The organism is Paractinoplanes durhamensis (genome assembly GCF_016862175.1).
Taxonomy (GTDB): domain Bacteria; phylum Actinomycetota; class Actinomycetes; order Mycobacteriales; family Micromonosporaceae; genus Actinoplanes; species Actinoplanes durhamensis.
This window is the reverse complement of the sequence record NZ_BOML01000012.1, coordinates 116,039-136,660: the sequence shown is the minus strand read 5'-3', so window position 1 is coordinate 136,660 and position 20,622 is coordinate 116,039. Positions and strand designations below refer to the sequence as shown.

Below are 20,622 nucleotides of genomic sequence, written 5' to 3'. Positions count from 1 at the left end.
TGATTTCCGCCCTCCGTGCGCGGGCGGGCGGAAAGACGGCAAACCATGGTGCCGGTCCGCACCGCGGCGAACACATCGGCGTGCACGCCACCGTCGTCTGTTCGGCCCCGGGCGACGGCGGCCACGAGCCCGAGATCGGCCTCCAGTTCATGATCACCGAACCGGCCCTGGAGCAACGACTTTCGGCGTACGTCCAAGGCGTCCTCGACGTCGTCGTCGGCTGATCCTTATCCGTCGCTGCCGCGAGACCCGGTTACCCCGTTTCGCTGGCCGGCGTCGACGCCGGCCAGCACGCGACGCCCTTGCGGCGGTGATCAAAGCGGTCGACGGCAGCATGCAGGACGTACGGCTGTCCGCGGGCGAGATCCTGATCATCGACAATCTGCGCAGCGTTCACGGCCGGCGCCCATTCACAGCGCGCTACGACGGCCGTGATCGGTGGCTGCGGATCGTGCAAGAAGCCGCCGACCTACGCCGGTCCGAGGGTCTCCGTACCGGTGACCACGGTCGTGCCGTTATCGCTGACCTGGGCCTGGTCGACCGGTAGGGCGTTCTCCCACAGCTCCTTGAACCGTTCGACACGAAGCAGGGCCTCTGTCTCGTCGAGCAGGATCCGCGTGGTCAACCGCCGGGGAGCACTCGGCGCTTCGGGGCGAGTCACCTGTGTCGTGTCGTAGCAGATCTGCGCGTCGAAGACCACGAAGTCGGAGAGCCCGCCGTGCTGTGCCTTCTCGCTTTCCTGGCTGATCCGCACCTGGACGCCGGCGCTGCGCTGCATCTCGATGGTCCTGCGCAACTCCGGCTCATTGATCAGACCCGGGGATTCGACGACGAAGATCCGTCGAATGTCCACATCGCGGCGGACGGCGGCCCTTTGCACATCGAGGTAGCGGGCACCGAGGTCGCTCAGCCAGAAACCGGCCTCGATCCCGACGACATCCGCACTGACCGTTGCCCAGCTGACGGCGAACAGCGAACTGCTCGTGCCGCGGGCCAGCGCGAGGATGAACTCGCGATCCTCACCGTCGTAGAAGAGTTCATGGCCGTCGGACAATGACTGCAGCGTGTCGGCCAGACGTCTGGTCTCGCTCTCGGCCAGGAACCGGACGAGCGGCAATGTCCGGGGTGTGATCCGCGCGGACCTCCGGATGACCTGCTTGAGAAGGTCGTGCCGGATGATCGACTGCTCGATCTCGGACATCAGTTCGGTCGCTTCATCGACGCTCGCGAAGCCGCGTCGAATCAAGCTGTGCAGATTTTCGACGGCATCGCGCTGAACGCGCTCGGACTCGTCGATCCGGCGCTCGAAATCGGCGAGGTACTGAACCAGGAGAGCGACTCCGCCGATCAGGACCGTCACGATGAGCTGCTCGGCGAGACCGACTTCGAAGACCTTGTCGAGCATTCCGGTGATGCTGAAACTGAGGAAACCGGCGAGCAGTGTCCAGGCGATCTTTCGCAGGAGGCTGGTGCCGTGGGTCATCGCGACTCCCCTCTCGCCCCGATGGTATCGACGAAAACCAACAGGCAGGGTTTGAGTACGGTGGGTATATGTCGACGGCTACCGCGTGGGGAGTGGACGCGGCCGAGAAGTCGGCGGCGTACGGCTGCGATGTGATTTCGCCGGCGCCGGCCGAGCAGTGGTTTCGCGGGGTCGGCGTGCGGGCGCCGCAATCGCATGTCTTCCGGTGGCTGTGTCAGCTGCGGGTGGCGCCCTACAGCTACGACTGGGTCGACAACCGTGGGCGGCGCAGCCCGCGGGAGCTGACCCCCGGCGTCGAGCAGCTCGAGATCGGGCAGCGGTGGATGACCATCTTCACCCTCGCCGGGTTTGAGACCGGGCAGGCGCTCACCTTCCGGATGACGGCGCCCGGGGCGCTGCTCGCGTTCGGGCCGCTCAGCCTCACCTACGCGTTGTTCCCGGCCCCCGCGGCGACCCGGCTCGTGGTGAAGATGAACCTGGGCGCTCGCGGGGACGGGGTGCCGCAGTGGGCGCGGCGGCGCCTGCTGGCCTGGCCGGACCTCGTGATGATGCACCGGCAGCTGACCAACCTGCGCGACCTCGCCGAGCAGACCTACGCGCGCTGACGCTCCGCCCGCTGCCGGGCCAACTCCTCGACGGCGCTCGGCAGGGTCGTCTCGAAGTCGATCAGCTTCGCCCACGTCGGCGTCACCACGACGCGGACCATGCCGTCGTGGTACAGCGAACGCACCTCCGCCTCCCACTCGACGCGTTGCTCGGCGCCCATCTGGTCGGAACGTTGCGGGGAGTGCCGTCCTTGGCGACGTAGGCGAGACGGGTCAGGTCGCGCCCGAGCAACTCCTGACTGATCGGACGGCTGAGGATCTCGGCGAGCTCCGCGAACCGCATTGCCGGATAATTATCGGATTACGATTAACGGTAATCCGATAATCCAAAAACGGACATAACGTTGATTGCACCATAATGACAGTTATGTTGTCTTCGGCTGGATGATCTCGTACTCGCCCGACGTGGACACGACGGTTCTTGTCTCGCCGGCCTCGATGCTGACCAGGTAGCCGTCGACCCGGACGGTGGTCGCGCCGCGGAACCGCACCGTGCGGTTCAGCCGGCCACCGGGGGCCGGGTCGATCAGCCGCAGCCTCGTCGTCTGCGGCTTGGCCGCGGTCGGTGTCGCGGCCGCGCGGCGCAGATAGTCGACTGCCGCCAGCAGGCTGTCCTCGCGATCGCCGAAGTGACCCAGCGCCGCGTTGCATCCCGTGCACAGCAGCCCCCGCACCGCGCCGGTCGCGGCCGCCACCGTAGACGCGGGGTACGACGGGGAATCTTCGGAAGTAGCCGTCGTGGAGGGCGGGGTGGGGCTTTCATGGGGAGAAGACGACCCATGACGGCTGTTTCGGGGGACCTGTGACGATCGAACACACCGGGCTTACGGCGCCGGTCACCTTCGGGCCCACCGTCGTTGAGCTCTCGCGGCGGGCCCGGCTGGCGGTCACCGATGCTCAGCGGCTTGTCGAAGCGGCCGTGGAGGCCGGCTGGGACAACCCGGACGGGTTCGCGGCCGGGGACCCGCATGCCGCCGTCGACGCCGCGCTGTGGCTGTGGACGCTCAACTCGTCGGCGCTGCCCGGTGTCGCGGTGCTCTCCGACGGCGGGGAGGCCGGGTTCTCCCGGGTGCCGGGGCGCGGCGGGGACGTGCCGGACTTCGCCGCGCTGTTCCCGGATGCGGAAGCGTCGTGGCCGGTCACCCCGCGGACCGCGGCCCGGCTGTGGCGGGTGCTGCGGCGGCTCGCCGAGCAGGCGTACGGCGACGTCGACAAGCACGGTGACGAACCGGTCGGGGCGGCCGTCGACTGGGATGTCTTCGACCGGCTGCCGAGTGCCACCTGGGGGCAGGACGGGCCGTGGCGGCGTGGCTTCGGGCGGGCCGCGGAGGACTTGGCCGGTGATCTCGCGGCCGGCCGGCTGCCCCGCGCGCGCTGTATCGCCGAGGAGTTCTGCCTGCATCTGGGGATCGCCGACGGGCGTGAGTCGGCCGACGACCCGGGGCGGGGGCTGCCGAAGTACTCGCACGACTTCGCCTGGGACGAATGTGCCGACGCGTTGTTCCGGGACCTCGACGCGGCGGCGGCCGGACCGGACTCCTGGTTCGTGCCGTTCGGCAGCGCGGAGGTTCGCCGCTGAGGATCTACCCTCTGCGATGTGCGGATCGAATTCACGTTCAGCCGGGGGCCGGACTACTTCTCGACGATCATGGTGCCGGGCAATGTGCTGCGCACCCGGCCGCTGTGGGTGACCGGCTGGTTCGGCGTCGTCGCCGGGCTGGCCCTCGCGGTGCTGCTCGGCGGGGAGTTGCGCGCGCTGGGCGTCGGCGCGGGGCTGGTCCTGGCGGGTGCGGCACTGCTGCTCGTTCGCACCTGGTTGATCCGGGCGGACCGGGTCCCGGAGTCGTTCCTGTCGTCGCGGCGGTGGCTGCTCACCGATGAGTACGTCGAGTCGCGCACCGACCTGACCGTCGCCCGGCACTACTGGGCCGGTTTCCGGGCCGCCGCCATCCTCGACCACCTCTACATGCTGTTCTGCGACCGGGGGCCGATGCTCGACGTGCCCCGCGAGCCGCTCACCGCCGAGCAGGACGAGCAGTTCGCCGCGTTCCTGCGCGGCCGCGGCCTGCTGGGCGCGCAGCGATGACCGACATGCGCATCGAGGTGTCCTCGGACCTGCCGCCGGTCGGGACACCGCCGGACGGCAAGGTGCCGGTCTGGGTTTGGGCGGTCTCGGCGGCGATGATCGGATCGGCCGTCGCGGGTGCCGGGTGGGCGGGGGTTCCGCTGCCGGTGGCGCTGATCGCGGCCGTCGTTCTGCTGCTGGTGCTGGCCCTGGCGAACGTCCGCCGGTTCGCGCCCGTCCGGCGCCGGCCCGCTCCGCCCCGGGTGGAGCGGCGCTGGATCGTCACCGGGACGGGCATCGAGCTCACCGAGGCCCAGGCCGTGTCGGGCTGGCGCTGGCCGGCGCTGGTGGCGGTCGACGAGACCCCGGCCGCCTACGTGTTCCGGCAGGCTGACCGCCGGACGGTCAACCTGCCACGGGCGGGCCTGACCGAGGAGCAGGAGACGCAGCTGCGCACCTTCCTCAGCGAGCGCGGCCTGCTGATTTAAAACCTTTCGGGGGGTACGCCGTGGGACGGCCGGTCGTGCATTTCGAGATCGGTGATCGGGCCGCGGCGGCCGGATTCCGCATACCTTCCTCCATCAGGGACATCAGATCGTGATCAGCCGCAAGCTGCCGGACGGCCCATCGAAGGCCGAGTGCCGCGCCGCCCTGATCGCGGTTTTCCATCCCTGACACCCGTCACATCCGGCGGCCCTGGCTCGTCCCTTCCGAAACCGATCCGGGGGAGAGCTTGTGTACGTCATCGTCACGATCATTGCCGCGTTCGTCAACGGCAGTGCGGCCGTCACCTATCTGATCGGCCATGACTATCCGAAGGCGCAGGCCGACATGAAGCGCATCCCGCGCTCGTGGGTGCCGGTCCTCGGCTCGCTGCTGGCGGCCGGCACCGCCGGTCTGCTGGCCGGGTTCGCGGTGCCGCTGCTGGGCATCCTCGCGTCGGCCGGCCTGGTCCTCTACTTCACCGGTGCGCTCGTCGCCCACCTGCGGGTCGGCTCGCGCAACCTGATCGGCTGGGCGGTCTTCTTCGTGACCGCGGTCGCGGCCCTGGTGGTGAACGTCGCGTTGCACGGCTGAGACGCCTATAGGCGCAGGGCGAGCGCTTGTGTACGTTCGTACGTATCTTGCCAGCGCCCAACCAGAAGGACCCCCGCTCGTGGATCTCGCCACGTCTCGCCGCCGCCTGGCCCTGTTCGGCCTGTTCCTGATCCCCGGGCTGGCCCTGTCGTCGTGGGTGACCCGCACCCCGGACATCCGGGACCTGCTCGGCGCGTCGACCGCCGAGATGGGTCTGGTGCTGTTCGGGCTGTCCGCCGGGTCGATGATCGGCATCCTCAGCTCGGGTGCGCTGGTGACCCGGTTCGGCACCAAGCCGGTCATCGCCGTCGCCGCCCTGACCATCGTGTCGTGCACGCCGGTCGTCGGGCTGGGCGCGGCGATGTCGCAGAGCATCGTCGTGGCGGCCGGGCTGTTCCTGCTCGGGCTGGGGTTCGGCGGCGGTGAGGTCGCCATGAACGTCGACGGCGCCGACGTGGAACGCATCATCAGCCGGCCGGTGCTGCCGATGATGCACGGCAGTTTCAGCCTCGGCACCGTCGTCGGCGCGCTGATCGGCATGCTGTTCACCAAGCTTGAGGTGCCGGTGGTGTGGCATCTGGGCGGGATGGCCCTCGTCACGCTGCCACTGTGCCTGTTCTCGCTGCGCTGGGTGCCCGGCGGCACCGGCCGGGAGGAGCAGCACGCGGCGAAGGTGCCCGGCCCGCCCGTGTGGCGTGACCGGCGGCTGCTGCTGATCGGCGTGATCGTGCTGGGCATGGCCCTGGCCGAGGGCGCGGCCAACGACTGGCTGCCACTGATCATGGTGGACGGGCACGGTCTCGACCCGGCGCTGAGCTCCGGCGTGTACGTCGTGTTCGTGGCGGCCATGACGATCGGCCGGTTCACCGGCGGGTTCTTCCTGGACCGGTTCGGCCGGGCGGCGGTGCTGTGCGCCAGCGCCATCATCGGCGCCGTCGGCCTGGCGGTCGTGATCGCGGTGGACAGCCCGATCGCGGCCGGCGCCGCGGTGCTGCTGTGGGGGCTCGGGTCGGCGCTGGGCTTCCCGGTGGCGCTGTCCGCGGCCGGTGACTCCGGCGCCAACCCGACCGCGCGGGTGTCGCTGGTCGCCACGGTCGGCTACGTGGCGTTCCTGGTCGGCCCACCCGGCCTCGGCTTCCTCGGCGAGCACTTCGGGCTGCGCGGCGCGATGCTGGTCGTCCTGGCGTTCCTGGTGGCAGCAGCCGCGGCCGCACCGGCGCTGGGCGGCCGGAAGCCGGCCGCGGCGGCGCTCTAAAATCGTCGACCATGCGGCTCTACGTGGGATGCGCGATGTGGTCGCACAAAGCCTGGCAGGGCAAGGTCGTCTCGGCCGACGGCAAACCGCTTCGGGCGTACGCCGGGTGGTGCAATGCCGTGGAAGGCAACACGACGTTCTACGCCACGCCGTCGCCGGCCACGGTGGCGTCCTGGGCCGAGCAGACGTCCGCCGATTTCCGGTTCCTGCTCAAGCTGCCGAAGCCGGTCACCCATGAGCGTCGGCTGGTCGGTGCCGAGCCGGAGGTGCAGCGGTTTCTGCAGGTGATGGCGCCGCTGCGGGAACGCATCGGTGCCTACTGGATCCAGCTGCCCGGTTCGTTCGGGCCGGCCGAGCTGCCGGTGCTGCGGCGGTTCCTGCGCGAACTGCCGGCCGGGCATCGCTATGTCGTCGAGGTCCGGCATCCCGATTTCTTCGCCGAGCCCGGCGACCTCGAAGATGTGCTGCGTGGTGCCGGGGCGGAGTGGGTGCCGTTCGACACGACGGCGTTCTTCGCGAAGGCGCCGACCAGTGACGCCGAGCGGGACGCGTGGACGAAGAAGCCGCGCATGCCGCGCCGCGACACCGCGCTGACCGCGCATCCGGTGGTCCGCTATCTCGGCCGGGACGACACCGCCGAGACGGTCGCGGGCTGGCAGCCGTGGGTGCGGGCGGCCGCGGCGTGGCTGCGCGAGGGCCGCGAACCCACCGTCTTCCTGCACACCCCGGACAATGCGGATGCGCCGGCGCTGGCCCGGATCTTCCACGGCGAGGTCCGGGCGCTGGTGCCGGAGCTGGATCCGCTGCCGGCCCCCGAAACGGTCGAGCAACCGTTGACACTGTTCTGATGACCCGCCTCGCCGCCCTGCTGTTGATCACCGCGATGCTGGCCGGTTGCGCCGGCGGCGAGGACGAGCCTGCGCCGGCGGCCTCGAGCGCGGCGGTGACGTCAAGCCCAGCGGTGACGCCGAGCCGCGACGCGACGCCAAGTCCGGCGGCGGCGCCGGAACAGGCCTGGGAACTTCCGCCCGCCAACGGGCGGTTCGACTATCAGCTCGGCGGCGCCTATCCGCCGGACACAAACGTCAAGATCGTCGACCGGGACCGTACGGCAAAGCCCGCGCCCGGCGTCTACTCGATCTGTTACGTCAACGCGTTCCAGACGCAGCCGGGTGAGAACTCCTGGTGGCAGCGGCACCACAACGATCTGCTGCTGCGCGAGAAGGACGGCTACGTCGAGGACGAGGACTGGCCGGACGAGCGGCTGCTCGACATCTCCACCGCCGCGAAGCGCACTGCCCTGGCCGGGATCATCGGCGGCTGGTTCGCCGACTGCGCGAAGGCGGGTTTCCGGGCGGTCGAGCCGGACAACCTCGACTCGTACACCCGCTCGAAGGGACGTCTGCAGCGGGACCAGGCCATCGCGTACGCGCAAATGTTGAAAGCAAAAGCCCACGGCGCGGGCCTTGCCATCGCGCAGAAGAACGCGGTGGAGATGACCGGGCTCGGGTTCGATTTCGCGGTGGCCGAGGAGTGCGCGGTCTATGACGAGTGCGGCGGCTATCTGAAGATCTACGGCGATCTGGTGTACGAGGTGGAGTACACCGACAACGGGGTGGCCGCCTACCGCAAGGCGTGTGCCGGCCATGGCGCCCGGATCTCGATCATCCTGCGGGATCGGGATGTCGTTCCGGTCGCCACGGCCGGCTACCACTACGAGTTCTGTTAGCGGGTCACCTTCACCGTGGTCTGGGCGGTGGCGCCGGTCTCGTAGCGGGTGCGCACGGTCAGCGTGTGTTTGCCGCCGGCCAGTTTGACGGTCCGGCTGCGGGTGGCGGCGCTGACGGTGACCCATTTTCCGGTGTCGGTGCGGACGTCGTAGCCGGTGACCGCCGGGTCGCCGGTCTTGACCGCGGGGGCCGCCCATTTGAGGGTGACCGACGCGGCGACCTTGCCCGCCTTCGGGGCGGTGATCTTGGCGGCGGTGGCGGTCCAGGTGCGGGCCACGGTCACCGTGGAGGTGGCGGCGGCGGAGGCGACCCCGCGGGCGTCGTAGGAGCGGACCGCGACGGTGTGGGTGCCGCGGGCCAGGGTGAGGACCAGTCTGGTGGTGCCGGCCGGGACGGTCGTGGTGATGCCGCCGACGGTGACGGTGTATTTGGTGGCGCCGGTGGTGGCCTGCCACCGCAGCACGGTCCTGGTACTGCCCTGCGGCGGGAGGGTGACCTTGGGGCTGGCCGGGCGGGTGACGGCGATCGCCGCCGAGGTGAGCGGGGTGCCGGTGGTGTCGTCGGCGGCGACCGGGGTGATCCGGGCGTAGTAGGTGCCGGGCTGCACGGCGACGGTCGCGCTGGTGGCGGTGGTGCCGGTGGAACTCCACACCTGGTCGCCGCTCGCGGTGGTCAGTTCGGCGTGGTAGGTGGCGGCGGTGCCGGCCCAGGTCACCGTGATCGCGGTGGCCGAACTGGCTGCCTGGCTGCCGTTGACCGACGTGACGGTGGGGGTGGGTGCCGGGGTGGGTGCCGGGCTCGAGCTCGACGACGACGGGCTCGGCTGCGGGGCGGAGCTGCTCGCGGTGAACGTGCGGGTGGTGGTGGCGAACCGGCCCTGCACACCGATCGTGGTGACGCTGATCTGGTGGGTGCCGGCCGCCAGGCTCAGCTGCCGCACCCGCATCTCCGGCGTCGTCACGTACTGGGTGCCGTCGACGACGAGCAGGTACCCGGCGATCGCGTCGGCGCTGGTGGTGGCGGGGGCGTTCCAGGTGACCGTGGTGGTCAGCGGGGTGGTGGCGCCGGCCGCCGGGCTCTGCACACCGGGCGCGGCGACCGTGGTGGCGGTGGCGGCGCGCAGGTAGACGACGGCGCCGCCGGCACTCTCGGACTGGTTGACGACCTCGTAGCCGGTGCCGGGCAGCGCCATCGCCCGCCCGGACGGCAGGGCCGAGCTCTGCGGGTCGGAGTCGTCGGTGTAGCGCAGCCCGGGCAGCACGGTGCTCAGCCCGCCGGCGCTCTTGCGGATCTGCACGCCCGGCGACGGGGTGTCCCCTTCGCCGGCGACGGTGCCGTTCGGGTTGGGCCGGAACTCCACGTAGTAGGTGCTGCCGCCGCCGGACACCTTGAGGGCGCGGACGCCGTTCCGGGCCGACCGCGGCGCGATGGTGACCTTGGTGCCGGCCGCCGGGGTGACCGAGTTGAGCAGGCCGAGCTGGTCGGCCTTGGCGGTGTTGAGGCCGGAGCCGTCGCCGTAGCGGGCGTAACCCATCACGTCGTAGTCGCCGTATTCGACGGTTTCGCAGTTCTGCGTGACGGTGCTGCCGGACACGGCGAACGCGCAGCTGCTGTCGCCGGCGTGGTCGAGGCCGAGGTTGTGGCCGAATTCGTGTTCGAGGCCGTCGGCGTAGTTGTACCCGTTGAGCCAGATGATGTTGCCGGGCTGGTAGCCGAGCCCGGCCCAGGTGCAGGTGCTGGCACCGTCGGCCATGTAGACGACGAGGTGGTTGCGGCCGGTGAAGTCGGCCTCGGTCTTGCCGAGGGTGTCGAGGGCGGCGGCCTTCCACTGGTCGGCGTCGCAGTCGTTCGGGGTGACCTGCGAGCTGGTCGCGGTGACCCAGGCGTGCACGTTGATGCCGCTGTCGGCGACGGTCAGGCCGCCGGAGGTCTGCGCCGACCAGAAGTCCCCGAGCTGCCGGCCCATGGTCTGCAGCCGGGTCACGGTGGTGCCGTCGTCGCTGCCGAGGCTGATCGGGACGATGGTCAGGGTGTGCGCGCCGGCCAGCGCGGACGGCAGCGCCGCGGAGGTGGCGGCGGCCGCGGTGACCTCGGCCCGGCCGTCCTGCACGGCGTCGGCGACCTGCCCGGGGGTGCCGGTGGCGCCGCGGACGGTGGCGGTGACCTTCTGCCCGGGGGTCAGGTCGTCGGTGACGGCCGGGTCGACGGGAACCGTCTGCTCACCCATGACCAGCACCGGCTGGGTGCCGCCGCCGGCAACGGCGTCGGCGAGCAGGGTGTACGTCGCTGCGACGGTCGTGACCGGCTCCGCGTGGGCGGGGGCGGCCGCGGTCAGGGCGGCGATCAGCGCGGTGGCGCCGACGGCAGCGGTACGAACGATCATGGGTTACCTCCGACCGCGAGAGATCGGCGGCACCGCGGGCGATGTGAAGGATTCGGCCCCGGTATCGTCGGAGCGTTGCGCGGAAGGAGCGTTGCCGGATGGACGACCAGCGGTGGATGAGCCACGCGATCACGCTGGCGCACCGGTCGCCGCGGTCGGCCACGGCGTTCGCGGTCGGTGCCGTCCTGGTCGATGAGACCGGCGCCGAGATGGCGGCCGGCTGGTCCCGCGACACCGACCCGCTCGTGCACGCCGAGGAGTCGGCGCTGCTGAAAGCGGCCGGTGATCCGCGGCTGGCCGCCGCGACGCTGTACAGCACCCTGGAGCCGTGTTCGAAGCGGGCGCACCGGCCGGACGCGACCTGCACGGCGCTGATCCTGGCGGCGCGGATCCCCCGCGTGGTGCTCGCGTGGCGTGAACCGGACGTCTTCGTCACCTGCGAAGGGGTGGCGTTGCTGATCGCCGCCGGCGTCGAAGTGGTCGAACTGGCCGAGTTCGCGGCGGCGGCCCGGGCGGTCAACGGTCACCTGCCGGGCGTCTGATTTCGGGCGGGGTGCCCGGTTGTGGGAAGATCCCCGCCGTGGGTGACACCGAAGGGCCGCTGAGCCCCCGCGACCTGGTCCCCGCCGCCGGCGGGGAGTGGCACGGGCTGCTGTTCGACAATCAGACCGTCGGCCTGCCGCCGGCGCTGACCTGGAATTTCCGGGTGCCGTTCGCGCCGGTCGGCGGCCGGCCGGCGGAGCTGACCGTGGAGTGGCTGCCCCTGGCCGCCAACAGCTGGCAGGACCTGGCCGGGCGGTCGTCGGCGTGTGATGCGTTCGCCGAGCCGGCCGAGGCCAGCGTCCACCACACCGGTCATCACCGCTACGACCGGGTCGAGCTGCGGGTGACCGAGCAGGACGGGCCGCGGATCCGGGTGGCGGTCACCGTCGCCGGGGACATCGACGGCCTCGGCCCGGCCGAGATCACCGCCGACGCGTGGCTGACGTTCACCGGGATAACCGTGCAGCTCAGCGGGGCCGACACGGCCGCCGCCGGCCTGACCCGCCTCGCCGAGTTCACCGATGTCACCGGGCTGATCGAGGTGCCGGACCCGCGCGGGATCGCATTCCGGTTCGGCCCCGCGCCGGGCTGAAGCGCATCGATTTCTGTCGTAGGGTCGCGGCATGACTACCGATGTCGTGGTGCTTCCGGGCCGGATGGGCGGCACGCTCTCACCACTGCCGCTCTACACCAGCGATGCGGCGGAGGCGCGCGGGGCGACGGTGCACCGGCACGAGTGGGTGGCCACCCCGCCGGGTATTCCCGAGGTGTACGAGCCGAGCACGATGGAGTGGGTGCGCGGTGAGGTGACGCCGCTGCTCGACCGGGTCGGCGGGCGGCCACTGCTGATCGGTAAGTCGCTGGGCACGAACGCGTCGGTGCTGGCCGCCGAGCGGGATCTGCCGGCGATCTGGCTGACCCCGCTGCTGCACCTGCCGCACGTGGTGGCGGCCCTGGAACGGGCGACCGCGCCGATGCTGCTGATCGGCGGCACCGGCGACCGGTCGTGGGACGGTGCCGTGGCGCGGCGGCTGACCCCGCACGTGTTCGAGGTCCCGAACGCCGATCACGGCATGTATGTGCCGGGCCCGGTGGTCGCGTCGATCGGCGTGCTCATCCAGGTGGTGCAGGCGACCGAGGAGTTCTTCGACGAGATCGGCTGGCCGCACGATATTTCGGTGTCGCGATCGGGGGCCGGGCCGGATACTGGCCGCCGGTAGTCAGCGACGAAAAAGGGTGAGACAGATGAGCCGGACTGTCCGGGTCACCGTGCGGGGTGCGTTCGACAAGCTCAGCGCCGGCCAGCAGGCCGAGCTGGTCGCCGAGCAGGAGCAGCACACCCTGCATCACACCGAGTACACGGCGGACGGCTATCTGGCGTACGACCTGCCGGGCCGGCCGTTCTTCACGTTCCGGTTCCTCGCCGAGGCGCAGCAGGAGGACGAGATCCCCCTGCTCGCTCTGGAGGCCGAGGAGAAGGCGGCGGCGTGGATGGCGCAGCGGGGTTATCCGGTGAAGAACCTGACCTCGCAGTCCGTCGACATGTCCGAGGTGCCCCTCGGCAAACGCGGCCGCCGCGAGGCCGACAAACGCGCCTGAAAGGCCCCACGGGCGGGGTTTAGTCGGCTGGGGGCTCGGTGAGTGGGCGGTCGGCGGCGCGGGCCACCCCGTCGTCGGGATCCAGGCGGAGCTGGGCGAGCACGGCGGCGGGGGCCTTGGGGTTGCCGGCCACCGCTCGGCGCACGCTCGGCCGGCGGTCGGTGGCCAGCCGAAGCAGCAGGGCTTCGCCGGCGCTGCGCTTGCGGGCCACCATCTCCCGTACCCGCACGTCCGGGTCGGCGGCCAGCAGCTCCAGCACCGAGCGGGGCACGGTTTTGTTCTGTGCCACCCAGAAGCGCATCTCCGGATGGGTCGCGACGACCTGGAGCCACACGTCGAGCGGCGCCGGCTCGTGGGCGGCGCGGCGGTACTCCTCCGGCACCTCGCTGGTGCGCAACCGGACGAACTCCTCGGCACTGGTGATCATTGGATCGGGATCAGCTCGGACCAGGGGATGAACTTGCCCGTAGGCCCCTTGTGCTTACCCACGATGAAGTCGCCGAACTCGTCGGCGTCCGCCTTCCAGTGCAGGCCGTCATTGCCCTCCTCGAAGACCTTCCACTTCGAGCCGCCGTGCCCCTCGGTGTCGCGGGACCACCACAGCCCGTCGCTCTTGGACTTGTCGTAACGGCCCATCTTCCCGCGCCGGGACTCGGCTGTGCCTTCCTTCGTGATCTTCCATTCGCCGCGCTTCTTGCCGCCGCCGCCACCGCCGCCTCCCCCACCGCCGGACGCGTTGCGGAACATCGCGGCGGCCAGCGCGCCGCCGTGCACGACCACGGCCGTGCCGGCGGCCACGGTCACCACTGCCACCGGCATGATCACCAGGCCGACGCCGCCGGCCGGGGTGGTGGCGATGCCGACCATCATCTCGCCGGCCCCGCCGGCGACGATCGCGGCGCCGCCGACGATCTCGGCGGCCGCCTGCAGCAGCGAGAGCAGGTGCCCGCCGCCCCGGCCGATCCGGTACGCCACCGAGTCGGGCGGGATGCCCAGCAGCGTGGCCAGCGGCTGCTCGTGCGGCGGCAACCCGAGCGCGGCCCAGTTGTCCTCGAGCCACGCGTCCACGACGCCGACCGCGGCGTAGCCCAGACCCTTCAGCGCGTCGCCGATGTCGTCGATGATCGGGATGCGGACCGGCTCGATCGGCTTCTCGTCGACGAAGACGATCTCGCCGGCGGTGTTCCGGATCTCGGTGTAGCCGCCGCTGGACCGCCCGTACGCCACCACCAGGCCGCCGCGGTGCGGATCGCGGATCGGCTCCCAGCGGTCGCGCTCGCCCCACACGACCTTGCCGTCGACCTCCTTGCCGATCTTCTCCTTTTCCTCGGCGCCGGTCTTCTCCCACTCCGAGGCGGTCAGCCGGAACGCCGGGCGCCACTTGGGCAGCAGCGTGCTGTAGAAGACCTCGACTGAGTCGTGGCTGAGGTAGTTGATCGGGACGGTGGTGATGCCGTACAGCTCGAGCGAGATCTGCTCGTCGGTGTAGTCGCCGAGGACGCGGATCTGGGCCGGGCTGACCGGCATCGGCTCGAGCAGCACGTCGCCGGGCGTGCTCACGAGCCGGGCGATCGCGGCGTTCCCGCCGTCGGCCGGCACCGGCGCGCTGCGGGCTGCGGCCGGCGTCTTCTCCAGGAGTCTTTCCCGGTCCACGACCGACAGTCTGGCATCGATAGCGGGCCGGCGCGTTGTTGTAGACCACGACGATGCAGAACGTGGCATGCCCGACGATCACCGAGAACAGGCCCTTCGAAGTTCCGCGATCCGGACGCGATCGCCCGCGAGAAGGTCGCACCGGCGGTCCACCAGGCGCTGCTCGGCCGGCCCCTGTTTGTGGTGCTCGGTCAGCTACACAAGCGCGTGGCCTGAAACCGGTTGCGAGGGCCACCACTGCCCTGATCTGCTGATCCGGCCACTGCCGAGCGAAAGGAAACCGAGATGCGCGCTGCGTTCATGTCCGACCTGGAAGGAATCCGGCTCACCGTGAGGGACATGACGCTTGCAAACGCTCAATCTCGGCATCCTGGCGCACGTCGACGCCGGTAAGACCAGCCTCACCGAGCGGCTGCTGTACGCCGCCGGTGTCATCGACGAAACCCTGATCTTCGTGCACAAGGTGGCCGGGGAGAAGGTCGCCTACCTGCGGATGTTCGCCGGCACGCTGCGGGTCCGCGACACCGTCGGCGCGGACCGGGTCACCGGCCTGCAGGTGTTCGCCGACGGCGCGACCCGGGCGGCGGCGGAGATCCGGGCCGGTCAGATCGGCACGGTGCGCGGCCTGACGAAAATCAAGATCGGGGACCCGGTCGGCGTACGCCATCAAGCAGCGCGGAAAGCGCAATTCGCGCCGCCCAGCCTGGAGACCGCGGTGCTCGCGGCCCGCCGGGCCGACCTGCACGCCGCCCTCGCCGAGCCAACCCGTTCCTGGCCACCGCCGGTCCGCGGGCCGGCGCCGTCGCGGGACCGCACGGGTCCGGATCCGCAGAATCGCCGGGAGTATCTGTTGCGTGTGGTGCGCCGGGCCGGGGCCAGGGAGGCGTCATGAAGTTGCGCGACGGGGAACTCGACATCACCGCGGGCCTGGCCCGAGGGCTGGTCGACCGGCAGTTCCCGGGGTGGGCCGGGCTTCCGCTGCGGCCGGTGCCCGACGGTGGCACCGACAACGTCATGTTCCGGCTCGGCGAGGACCTGGTGGTGCGGCTGCCGCGGATGCCGCACGGCGGGGACACGGTCCGGATGGAACACCGGTGGCTGCCCTATCTGGCGCCGCGGCTGCCGCTGGCCATTCCGGAGCCGGTCGGGCTGGGTTCGCCGGGCGTGGGGTATCCGTTGCCGTGGTCGGTGTACCGGTGGCGGCCCGGTGATCACCGCGCCGGCGACCTCGGCGACACGGCCCGCGCGTTGGGCGGGTTCGTGGCCGCCCTGCAGAAGGTTCCGGTCCCGGCCGGTGCGCCGGCGGCCTACCGGGGTGGCTCGTATCGCGGCGCGGACGACGGGGTGCAGGCCGCGCTGCGTGACCTGGACGTGCCCGGCGCCGCTCCGGTGTGGCGGGCGGCCCTCGACCTGCCGGGCTGGGAGCGGCCGCCGGTGTGGGTGCACAGCGACCTGCTGCCGACCAACGTGCTGTTCCGGGCGGGCCGCCTCGACGCGGTCATCGACTTCGGGTGCGCGGGGGTCGGGGATCCGGCCTGCGACCTGATGGCCGCGTGGGCGATCCTCGACCCGGCGTCGCGGCCGGTGTTCCGGGCTCAGCTGGACGTCGACGACGTGACCTGGGAACGCGGCCGCGGCTGGGCCCTCGTCTTCGGGCTGGGCGCCTGGCACTACTACCTGACCCGTAAGCCCGGCTTCGCCGCGCTGGGGCGGCGCACCGTCGAGCAGGTATTGATGACCCCCTGACGGATGTCATGGCGCAGTGATGACGCGTGGCCCCCGGTCCGGCAACCGGGCCGGGCCAGGATGATTGACATGACCCTCACCGCTTCACCCGGCACCACGGGCCGCGACACCGCGGACCTCGCCGTCGACCTCGACGGCGTGGTCAAGCGCTACGGCACGGTGACCGCCGTCGACGGCATCAACCTGAGCATCCGGCCCGGCGAGGTGGTGGCGCTGCTCGGCCCGAACGGGGCCGGCAAGACCACCACGGTCGACATGCTCCTCGGCCTCGCCCAGCCCACCGAGGGCACCGTCCGCGTCTACGGCCGTAAACCGCACAACGCGGTCGCGCTCGGCCTGGTGTCGGCGGTCATGCAGACCGGTGGGCTGCTCAAGGACTACACGGTCGAGGAGACCGTGAAGCTGACCGCGGTGCTGTTCGGCAAGCCGCCGTCGGTCGTCGGTGAGGCCCTGGAGCGGGCCGGGATCGCCGACATCGGTAAACGCCTGGTCGGCAAGTGCTCGGGTGGGCAGCAGCAGCGGCTGCGGTTCGCGATGGCGTTGCTGCCGGACCCGGAGCTGCTGATCCTCGACGAGCCGACCACCGGCATGGACGTCGGCGGGCGGCACGACTTCTGGCAGGCCATCCGCCGGGACGCGGCCGGCGGGCGGACGGTCATCTTCGCCACCCACTACCTGGAGGAGGCCGACGCGTACGCCGACCGGGTGGTGTTCGTGCGCCGCGGGCAGATCGTCGCGGACGGGACCGCGTCGCAGGTCAAGGCCCTCGCGTCCGGTCGCACCGTCCGCGCCACCCTGCCGGGGGCGGTGGCGTCGGAGCTCGAGTCCATCGCGGGGGTGGACACGGCCGAGATCCGCGGCGACACCGTCTACCTGCACGGCCGTGACACCGACGACATCGCCCGCTACCTGCTCAACTCCACCGCCGCCCGTGATCTGGAGATCACCTCGCGGAACCTCGAAGAAGCCTTCCTCACCCTGACCGCCGACGATGCCGGGGGCTCCCGATGACCACTGTTGCCGCACGCTCGCTGCCCCGCTTCGGCGGGTTCACCCTCGGCATGATCCGCCTCGAACTGCGGCGGATGGTCCGCAACCGACGCACCGTCATCTTCACCCTCGTCATGCCGGCCGCGTTCTTCCTGCTCTTCGGCACCAACGCCGCCTCCCGCACCGAGAGCATCGGCGACGGCGGCAACGTCACCGGATACATCCTGGTCAGCATGGCCGTCTACGGCGCGATGCTGGCCACCACCTCGGGCGGCGCGATGGTCTCCATCGAACGTGCCGCCGGGTGGAGCCGGCAGCTTCGCCTGACCCCGCTCAAACCGATCGCCTACATCGCCGTGAAACTCGTCCTCGCGATGATCATCGGGGCGGTGTCGGTGGCGGTCGCGTTCCTGGTGGGGTCGGTGTCGGGGGCGAAGCTGCCGGTCCACGCGTGGATCGAATGCGGTCTGCTGGCCTGGGTGTGCGCGCTGGTGTTCGCCGCGTTCGGCCTGTTCATGGGCTACCTGCTGCCGAGCGAGAACGTCATGCAGATCCTCGGCCCGGTCCTGGCGGTGCTGTCGTTCGCCGGTGGCCTGTTCGTGCCGGTCGACAACCTCGGCCACACGTTCGCCACCATCGCCAAGTTCACCCCGGTCTACGGGGTCGGCGAGATCGCCCGCTACCCCCTGACGCACGACGGGAACCTGTGGCTGGCGGCGCTGAACGTGATCGTGTGGACGGCGTTGTTCGCCGCCGGCGCGATCTGGCGATTCCGGCGCGACACGGCCCGGGTCTAGCCTCATGGCCATGACCGGTGCGGCTGCTCCCTACTCGCGGGCGCGGTTCGGGTGGGTCTTCGCGGCGATCTGGCTGTTCTACCTCGGTGACACCCTCGGCCAGCTGGTCAAGCAACCGGACCTGGTGTGGCGCACGGTCGGGATCGTGGCGCTGGTGGCGTTCGCGGCGAGCTACCTGTACATGGTGCGGCTCGCCGCGACACTGCGGCAGTCGCTGGCCCTGCCCCCGGGCTACCTGACCCGGGCCGCGCTGGGCATCGTGGTGATGCTGGCGCTGTTCGGCCTGCAGATCCCCGGCGCCGGCGCACACGCCCTGACCTGTTTGGTGTATATCGCGGCGTTCGGGATGATCAGCCTGCCGCTGCCGGTGGCGATCCCCCTGGCCGTGGTGCTCACCGCCACCGCCGAGGCGCTGCCGGCGGTCGTGCCGGGCTGGGACGACAACGGCTACGGCCTGGCCGTGCTCCTCGGGTCGCTCGCGTCCGGCGGGTTCCGGCTGGCCGCGGTCCGGCAGGGCCGGCTTACCGACGCCCAGCAGGAACTCGCCGACCTGGCCGTGCAGAACGAACGGGCCCGCATCGCCGCCGACCTGCACGACATCCTCGGCCACTCGCTGACCGTGGTGACCGTCAAGGCCGAGTTGGCGCAGCGCCTGCTCGACGTCGACCTGGAACGCGCCCGACGCGAACTCGCCGACCTCGAATCCCTCGCCCGCGACGCGCTCGCCGACGTCCGGTCGACCGCCATGGGGGTGCGCGGCATCTCGCTGCCGGGGGAGATCGCCGCCGCCCGTGAGGCCCTGGCCGCCGCGAACGTCGAGGCCGTCCTGCCGGGGGCGGCCGACGAGATCCCCAGCCGCAACCGGGAGTTGTTCGCCTGGACGATCCGGGAAGCGGTCACCAACATCGTCCGGCACAGCCGGGCCCGGCATGCCTTCGTCAACCTGACGCCGACGGCGGTGGAGATCCTCGACGACGGCGTCGGCAACGCCGTGGTGTCCTCCACCGACGGGCAGGGCCTGACCGGCCTGCGCCGGCGGGCCGAGGCCCTCGGCGCCGAACTCACCGTCGGCCGCCGCTCCGACCAGCCGGGATTCCGGGTACGCGTGGAGGTCCCCTCATGATCAAACTGTTGCTGGCCGACGACCAGGCCCTGGTCCGCGGGGCGATGGCCGCCCTGCTCGACATGGAGACCGACCTGAAAGTCGTCGCCGAGGTCGGCCGCGGTGACGAGGTCCTGGCCGCGGCCCGCGACCACGACGTCGACGTGGCCCTGCTCGACGTGGAGATGCCCGGCCTCGACGGAGTCGCCGCCGCCCGGGAGCTGCACAAGCACCTGCCCGCGGTGAAAGTCCTGATGGTGACCACCTTCGGCCGGGCCGGCTACCTGCGGCAGGCGATGGCAGCGGGGGCCAGCGGCTTCATCGTCAAGGACACCCCCGCCCGGCAGCTCGCCGACGCCGTCCGCCGCGTACAGGAAGGCCTTCGGGTGGTTGATCCTGAACTTGCGGCCCAATCGCTGGCCCAGGGGGAGTCGCCGCTCACCGACCGTGAATCGGACGTGCTGCGGGCCGCCCGAGACGGCGGAACGGTCGCCGACATAGCCCGTGACCTGCGACTTTCCGAAGGAACGGTCCGTAATCACCTGTCCTCGGCGATCGGCAAGACCGGCGCCCGCACCCGCGCCGAAGCCGTCCGCCTCGCCCTGGACAACGGCTGGCTGCTTTCTTGAGAAGAAATTCCGGCTGCTACTGACCCGCAACCATGAGTGACCGTTAGCTGCACCCGGCGCAACGAAAAGTTCCCCCTGCAACCAACAACGGGGGGATCTGAACATGAGCGCCGCGACGAACATCGTTACCCGCGAGCAGGAGACGCTGATCCGCGAGAACATGGCCCTGGTCGGCCACATGGTCCGCGAGATGCTGTTCAAGGTTCCGCCGCACGTGCACCGCGACGACCTCGCCTCGGCCGGCTACACCGCCCTGGTGACCGCGGCCAAGGCCTTCGACACCGGCCGGGGCATCCCGTTCGGCAAGTTCGCCGCCATGCGGGTCCGCGGCGCCCTGCTCGACGAGCTGCGCGGCATGGACTGGGCGACCCGCTCGGTCCGGGCCCGCGCCCGCCGCGCCGACGTGGCCCGCCAGGAGCTCACCACCCAGCTCGGCCGCACCCCCACCCCGACCGAGCTCGCCGAACTGCTCGGTGTCGCCGTCGCCGAGCTCGTCACCGTCGACGAGGACGTGCAGCGCGCCGCCGTGCTGTCCCTGCAGGGCTTCGCCACCGGCAGCGACGACATGGTCACCGAGAGCGCCCTGAACCCGGAGGAGATGCTGCTGCACCGCGAGCGCATCGGCTACCTGCACGACGCCGTCGCCGTGCTGCCCGAGCGGCTGCGGTTCGTCGTCGAGGCGTCCTTCCTGCAGGAACGCCCGCTCGTCGAGGTCGCCGCCGAGCTCAGCGTCACCGAGTCGCGGGTGTCGCAGCTGCGCACCGAGGCCCTCGCCCTGCTGAAGGACGGCCTGGCCACCCACATGGAGCAGCAGGAGACCGGCAAGGCCAAGGACGGCTGCGTGTCGCGCCGCCGGGCCGTCTACGCCGCGCAGATCGCCGCCCGCAGCACGGTGGCCACCCGCCTGTCCGCCACCGACGCGCACGGTGAGCGCCGGTTGATCGCCGCCTGAGCGGTGGGCCCCC

Annotated in this window: 25 protein-coding genes and 1 pseudogene; 20 read left to right on the top strand and 6 right to left on the bottom strand. The window is 71.1% G+C overall.

Translation table 11 applies throughout. The annotated features are described in order from the left end of the window. Nucleotides 1-97 precede the first annotated feature (97 nt). Complete coding sequence (locus Adu01nite_RS48835; protein WP_203725654.1) at nucleotides 98-547, top strand: TauD/TfdA family dioxygenase; 450 nt, start codon at nucleotides 98-100, stop codon at nucleotides 545-547. On the opposite strand, the gene Adu01nite_RS06470 is transcribed toward Adu01nite_RS48835, so the two are convergent. Beyond that, nucleotides 470-1,483 carry a hypothetical protein gene (locus Adu01nite_RS06470; RefSeq protein WP_203725596.1) on the bottom strand — a complete coding sequence of 338 codons (1,014 nt, stop codon included), beginning with the start codon at nucleotides 1,481-1,483 and terminating at the stop codon, nucleotides 470-472. The genes Adu01nite_RS48835 and Adu01nite_RS06470 overlap by 78 nt on opposite strands. 68 nt (nucleotides 1,484-1,551) lie before the next feature. On the opposite strand from Adu01nite_RS06470, the gene Adu01nite_RS06465 reads away from it, so the two are divergent. Beyond that, the gene (locus Adu01nite_RS06465; RefSeq protein ID WP_203725595.1) at nucleotides 1,552-2,088 is read left to right on the top strand and encodes a hypothetical protein; all 537 of its coding nucleotides are present in this window, start codon (nucleotides 1,552-1,554) and stop codon (nucleotides 2,086-2,088) included. On the opposite strand, the gene Adu01nite_RS06460 is transcribed toward Adu01nite_RS06465, so the two are convergent. Both Adu01nite_RS06460 and Adu01nite_RS06455 read right to left on the bottom strand, forming a co-directional pair. Further along, nucleotides 2,076-2,249, bottom strand: coding sequence for a hypothetical protein (locus tag Adu01nite_RS06460; RefSeq protein ID WP_203725594.1), 174 nt, complete (start codon nucleotides 2,247-2,249; stop codon nucleotides 2,076-2,078). The two genes, Adu01nite_RS06465 and Adu01nite_RS06460, sit on opposite strands and share 13 nt — an antisense overlap. A 204-nt stretch (nucleotides 2,250-2,453) precedes the next feature. Beyond that, nucleotides 2,454-2,783, bottom strand: a complete 330-nt coding sequence (locus Adu01nite_RS06455) for an endonuclease domain-containing protein (protein ID WP_203725593.1) — start codon at nucleotides 2,781-2,783, stop codon at nucleotides 2,454-2,456. A gap of 107 nt (nucleotides 2,784-2,890) precedes the next feature. On the opposite strand from Adu01nite_RS06455, the gene Adu01nite_RS06450 reads away from it, so the two are divergent. The 7 genes from Adu01nite_RS06450 (at nucleotide 2,891) to Adu01nite_RS06420 (ending at nucleotide 8,214) form a co-directional block, all read left to right on the top strand. Next, nucleotides 2,891-3,667, top strand: a complete 777-nt coding sequence (locus Adu01nite_RS06450) for a hypothetical protein (protein ID WP_203725592.1) — start codon at nucleotides 2,891-2,893, stop codon at nucleotides 3,665-3,667. A gap of 18 nt (nucleotides 3,668-3,685) precedes the next feature. Next, nucleotides 3,686-4,174 (top strand): YcxB family protein, encoded by a 489-nt coding sequence (locus tag Adu01nite_RS06445; RefSeq protein WP_203725591.1) that lies wholly within the window; start codon nucleotides 3,686-3,688, stop codon nucleotides 4,172-4,174. Beyond that, entirely contained in the window at nucleotides 4,171-4,641 is a 471-nt protein-coding gene (locus Adu01nite_RS06440) for a YcxB family protein (RefSeq protein ID WP_203725590.1), read from the top strand. The genes Adu01nite_RS06445 and Adu01nite_RS06440 overlap by 4 nt, the downstream gene beginning before the upstream one ends. A 247-nt stretch (nucleotides 4,642-4,888) precedes the next feature. Continuing rightward, nucleotides 4,889-5,230 (top strand): DoxX family protein, encoded by a 342-nt coding sequence (locus Adu01nite_RS06435; RefSeq protein ID WP_239132175.1) that lies wholly within the window; start codon nucleotides 4,889-4,891, stop codon nucleotides 5,228-5,230. 79 nt (nucleotides 5,231-5,309) lie between these two features. Then, nucleotides 5,310-6,485, top strand: a complete 1,176-nt coding sequence (locus Adu01nite_RS06430; RefSeq protein ID WP_203725589.1) for an MFS transporter — start codon at nucleotides 5,310-5,312, stop codon at nucleotides 6,483-6,485. Between the two features lie 11 nt (nucleotides 6,486-6,496). Further along, on the top strand, nucleotides 6,497-7,333 hold the full coding sequence (locus tag Adu01nite_RS06425; protein WP_498371274.1) for a DUF72 domain-containing protein: 837 nt from the start codon (nucleotides 6,497-6,499) through the stop codon (nucleotides 7,331-7,333). After that, a complete protein-coding gene (locus Adu01nite_RS06420; protein ID WP_239132174.1) occupies nucleotides 7,333-8,214 on the top strand; it encodes an endo alpha-1,4 polygalactosaminidase in 882 nt (293 codons plus the stop codon). The genes Adu01nite_RS06425 and Adu01nite_RS06420 overlap by 1 nt, the downstream gene beginning before the upstream one ends. On the opposite strand, the gene Adu01nite_RS48390 is transcribed toward Adu01nite_RS06420, so the two are convergent. Beyond that, nucleotides 8,211-10,598 carry a hypothetical protein gene (locus tag Adu01nite_RS48390; protein ID WP_203725588.1) on the bottom strand — a complete coding sequence of 796 codons (2,388 nt, stop codon included), beginning with the start codon at nucleotides 10,596-10,598 and terminating at the stop codon, nucleotides 8,211-8,213. The two genes, Adu01nite_RS06420 and Adu01nite_RS48390, sit on opposite strands and share 4 nt — an antisense overlap. 98 nt (nucleotides 10,599-10,696) lie before the next feature. On the opposite strand from Adu01nite_RS48390, the gene Adu01nite_RS06410 reads away from it, so the two are divergent. The 4 genes from Adu01nite_RS06410 to Adu01nite_RS06395 are packed head-to-tail and all read left to right on the top strand — an operon-like array spanning nucleotide 10,697 to nucleotide 12,740. Further along, complete coding sequence (locus Adu01nite_RS06410; protein ID WP_203725587.1) at nucleotides 10,697-11,140, top strand: cytidine/deoxycytidylate deaminase family protein; 444 nt, start codon at nucleotides 10,697-10,699, stop codon at nucleotides 11,138-11,140. Between the two features lie 38 nt (nucleotides 11,141-11,178). Next, entirely contained in the window at nucleotides 11,179-11,733 is a 555-nt protein-coding gene (locus Adu01nite_RS06405; protein ID WP_203725586.1) for a hypothetical protein, read from the top strand. A gap of 31 nt (nucleotides 11,734-11,764) precedes the next feature. After that, nucleotides 11,765-12,361, top strand: coding sequence for an alpha/beta fold hydrolase (locus Adu01nite_RS06400; RefSeq protein WP_203725585.1), 597 nt, complete (start codon nucleotides 11,765-11,767; stop codon nucleotides 12,359-12,361). 25 nt (nucleotides 12,362-12,386) lie between these two features. Then, the gene (locus Adu01nite_RS06395) at nucleotides 12,387-12,740 is read left to right on the top strand and encodes a DUF6204 family protein (RefSeq protein ID WP_203725584.1); all 354 of its coding nucleotides are present in this window, start codon (nucleotides 12,387-12,389) and stop codon (nucleotides 12,738-12,740) included. A gap of 19 nt (nucleotides 12,741-12,759) precedes the next feature. On the opposite strand, the gene Adu01nite_RS06390 is transcribed toward Adu01nite_RS06395, so the two are convergent. Together Adu01nite_RS06390 and Adu01nite_RS06385 are read right to left on the bottom strand one after the other, a co-directional pair. Continuing rightward, nucleotides 12,760-13,167, bottom strand: coding sequence for a HEAT repeat domain-containing protein (locus Adu01nite_RS06390; RefSeq protein WP_203725583.1), 408 nt, complete (start codon nucleotides 13,165-13,167; stop codon nucleotides 12,760-12,762). Next, nucleotides 13,164-14,393, bottom strand: coding sequence for a hypothetical protein (locus Adu01nite_RS06385; protein ID WP_203725582.1), 1,230 nt, complete (start codon nucleotides 14,391-14,393; stop codon nucleotides 13,164-13,166). Before Adu01nite_RS06385 ends, Adu01nite_RS06390 begins: the two co-directional genes overlap by 4 nt. 346 nt (nucleotides 14,394-14,739) lie before the next feature. Here Adu01nite_RS06385 and Adu01nite_RS06380 point away from each other — a divergent pair. The 7 genes and pseudogenes from Adu01nite_RS06380 to Adu01nite_RS06350 form a co-directional block, all read left to right on the top strand. Continuing rightward, nucleotides 14,740-14,835, top strand: a pseudogene (locus tag Adu01nite_RS06380) (GTP-binding protein); the annotation flags it as partial. A 446-nt stretch (nucleotides 14,836-15,281) separates the two neighbouring features. Then, nucleotides 15,282-16,139 carry an aminoglycoside phosphotransferase family protein gene (locus tag Adu01nite_RS06375; RefSeq protein WP_203725581.1) on the top strand — a complete coding sequence of 286 codons (858 nt, stop codon included), beginning with the start codon at nucleotides 15,282-15,284 and terminating at the stop codon, nucleotides 16,137-16,139. A gap of 69 nt (nucleotides 16,140-16,208) precedes the next feature. After that, nucleotides 16,209-17,150, top strand: a complete 942-nt coding sequence (locus Adu01nite_RS06370) for an ABC transporter ATP-binding protein (protein WP_203725580.1) — start codon at nucleotides 16,209-16,211, stop codon at nucleotides 17,148-17,150. After that, a complete protein-coding gene (locus Adu01nite_RS06365; RefSeq protein WP_203725579.1) occupies nucleotides 17,147-17,926 on the top strand; it encodes an ABC transporter permease in 780 nt (259 codons plus the stop codon). Before Adu01nite_RS06370 ends, Adu01nite_RS06365 begins: the two co-directional genes overlap by 4 nt. A gap of 10 nt (nucleotides 17,927-17,936) precedes the next feature. After that, a complete protein-coding gene (locus Adu01nite_RS06360) occupies nucleotides 17,937-19,049 on the top strand; it encodes a sensor histidine kinase (RefSeq protein WP_203725578.1) in 1,113 nt (370 codons plus the stop codon). Next, nucleotides 19,046-19,657, top strand: a complete 612-nt coding sequence (locus tag Adu01nite_RS06355; protein WP_203725577.1) for a response regulator transcription factor — start codon at nucleotides 19,046-19,048, stop codon at nucleotides 19,655-19,657. The genes Adu01nite_RS06360 and Adu01nite_RS06355 overlap by 4 nt, the downstream gene beginning before the upstream one ends. 103 nt (nucleotides 19,658-19,760) lie before the next feature. After that, nucleotides 19,761-20,609 (top strand): sigma-70 family RNA polymerase sigma factor, encoded by an 849-nt coding sequence (locus Adu01nite_RS06350; RefSeq protein ID WP_203725576.1) that lies wholly within the window; start codon nucleotides 19,761-19,763, stop codon nucleotides 20,607-20,609. Nucleotides 20,610-20,622: the final 13 nt, after the last annotated feature.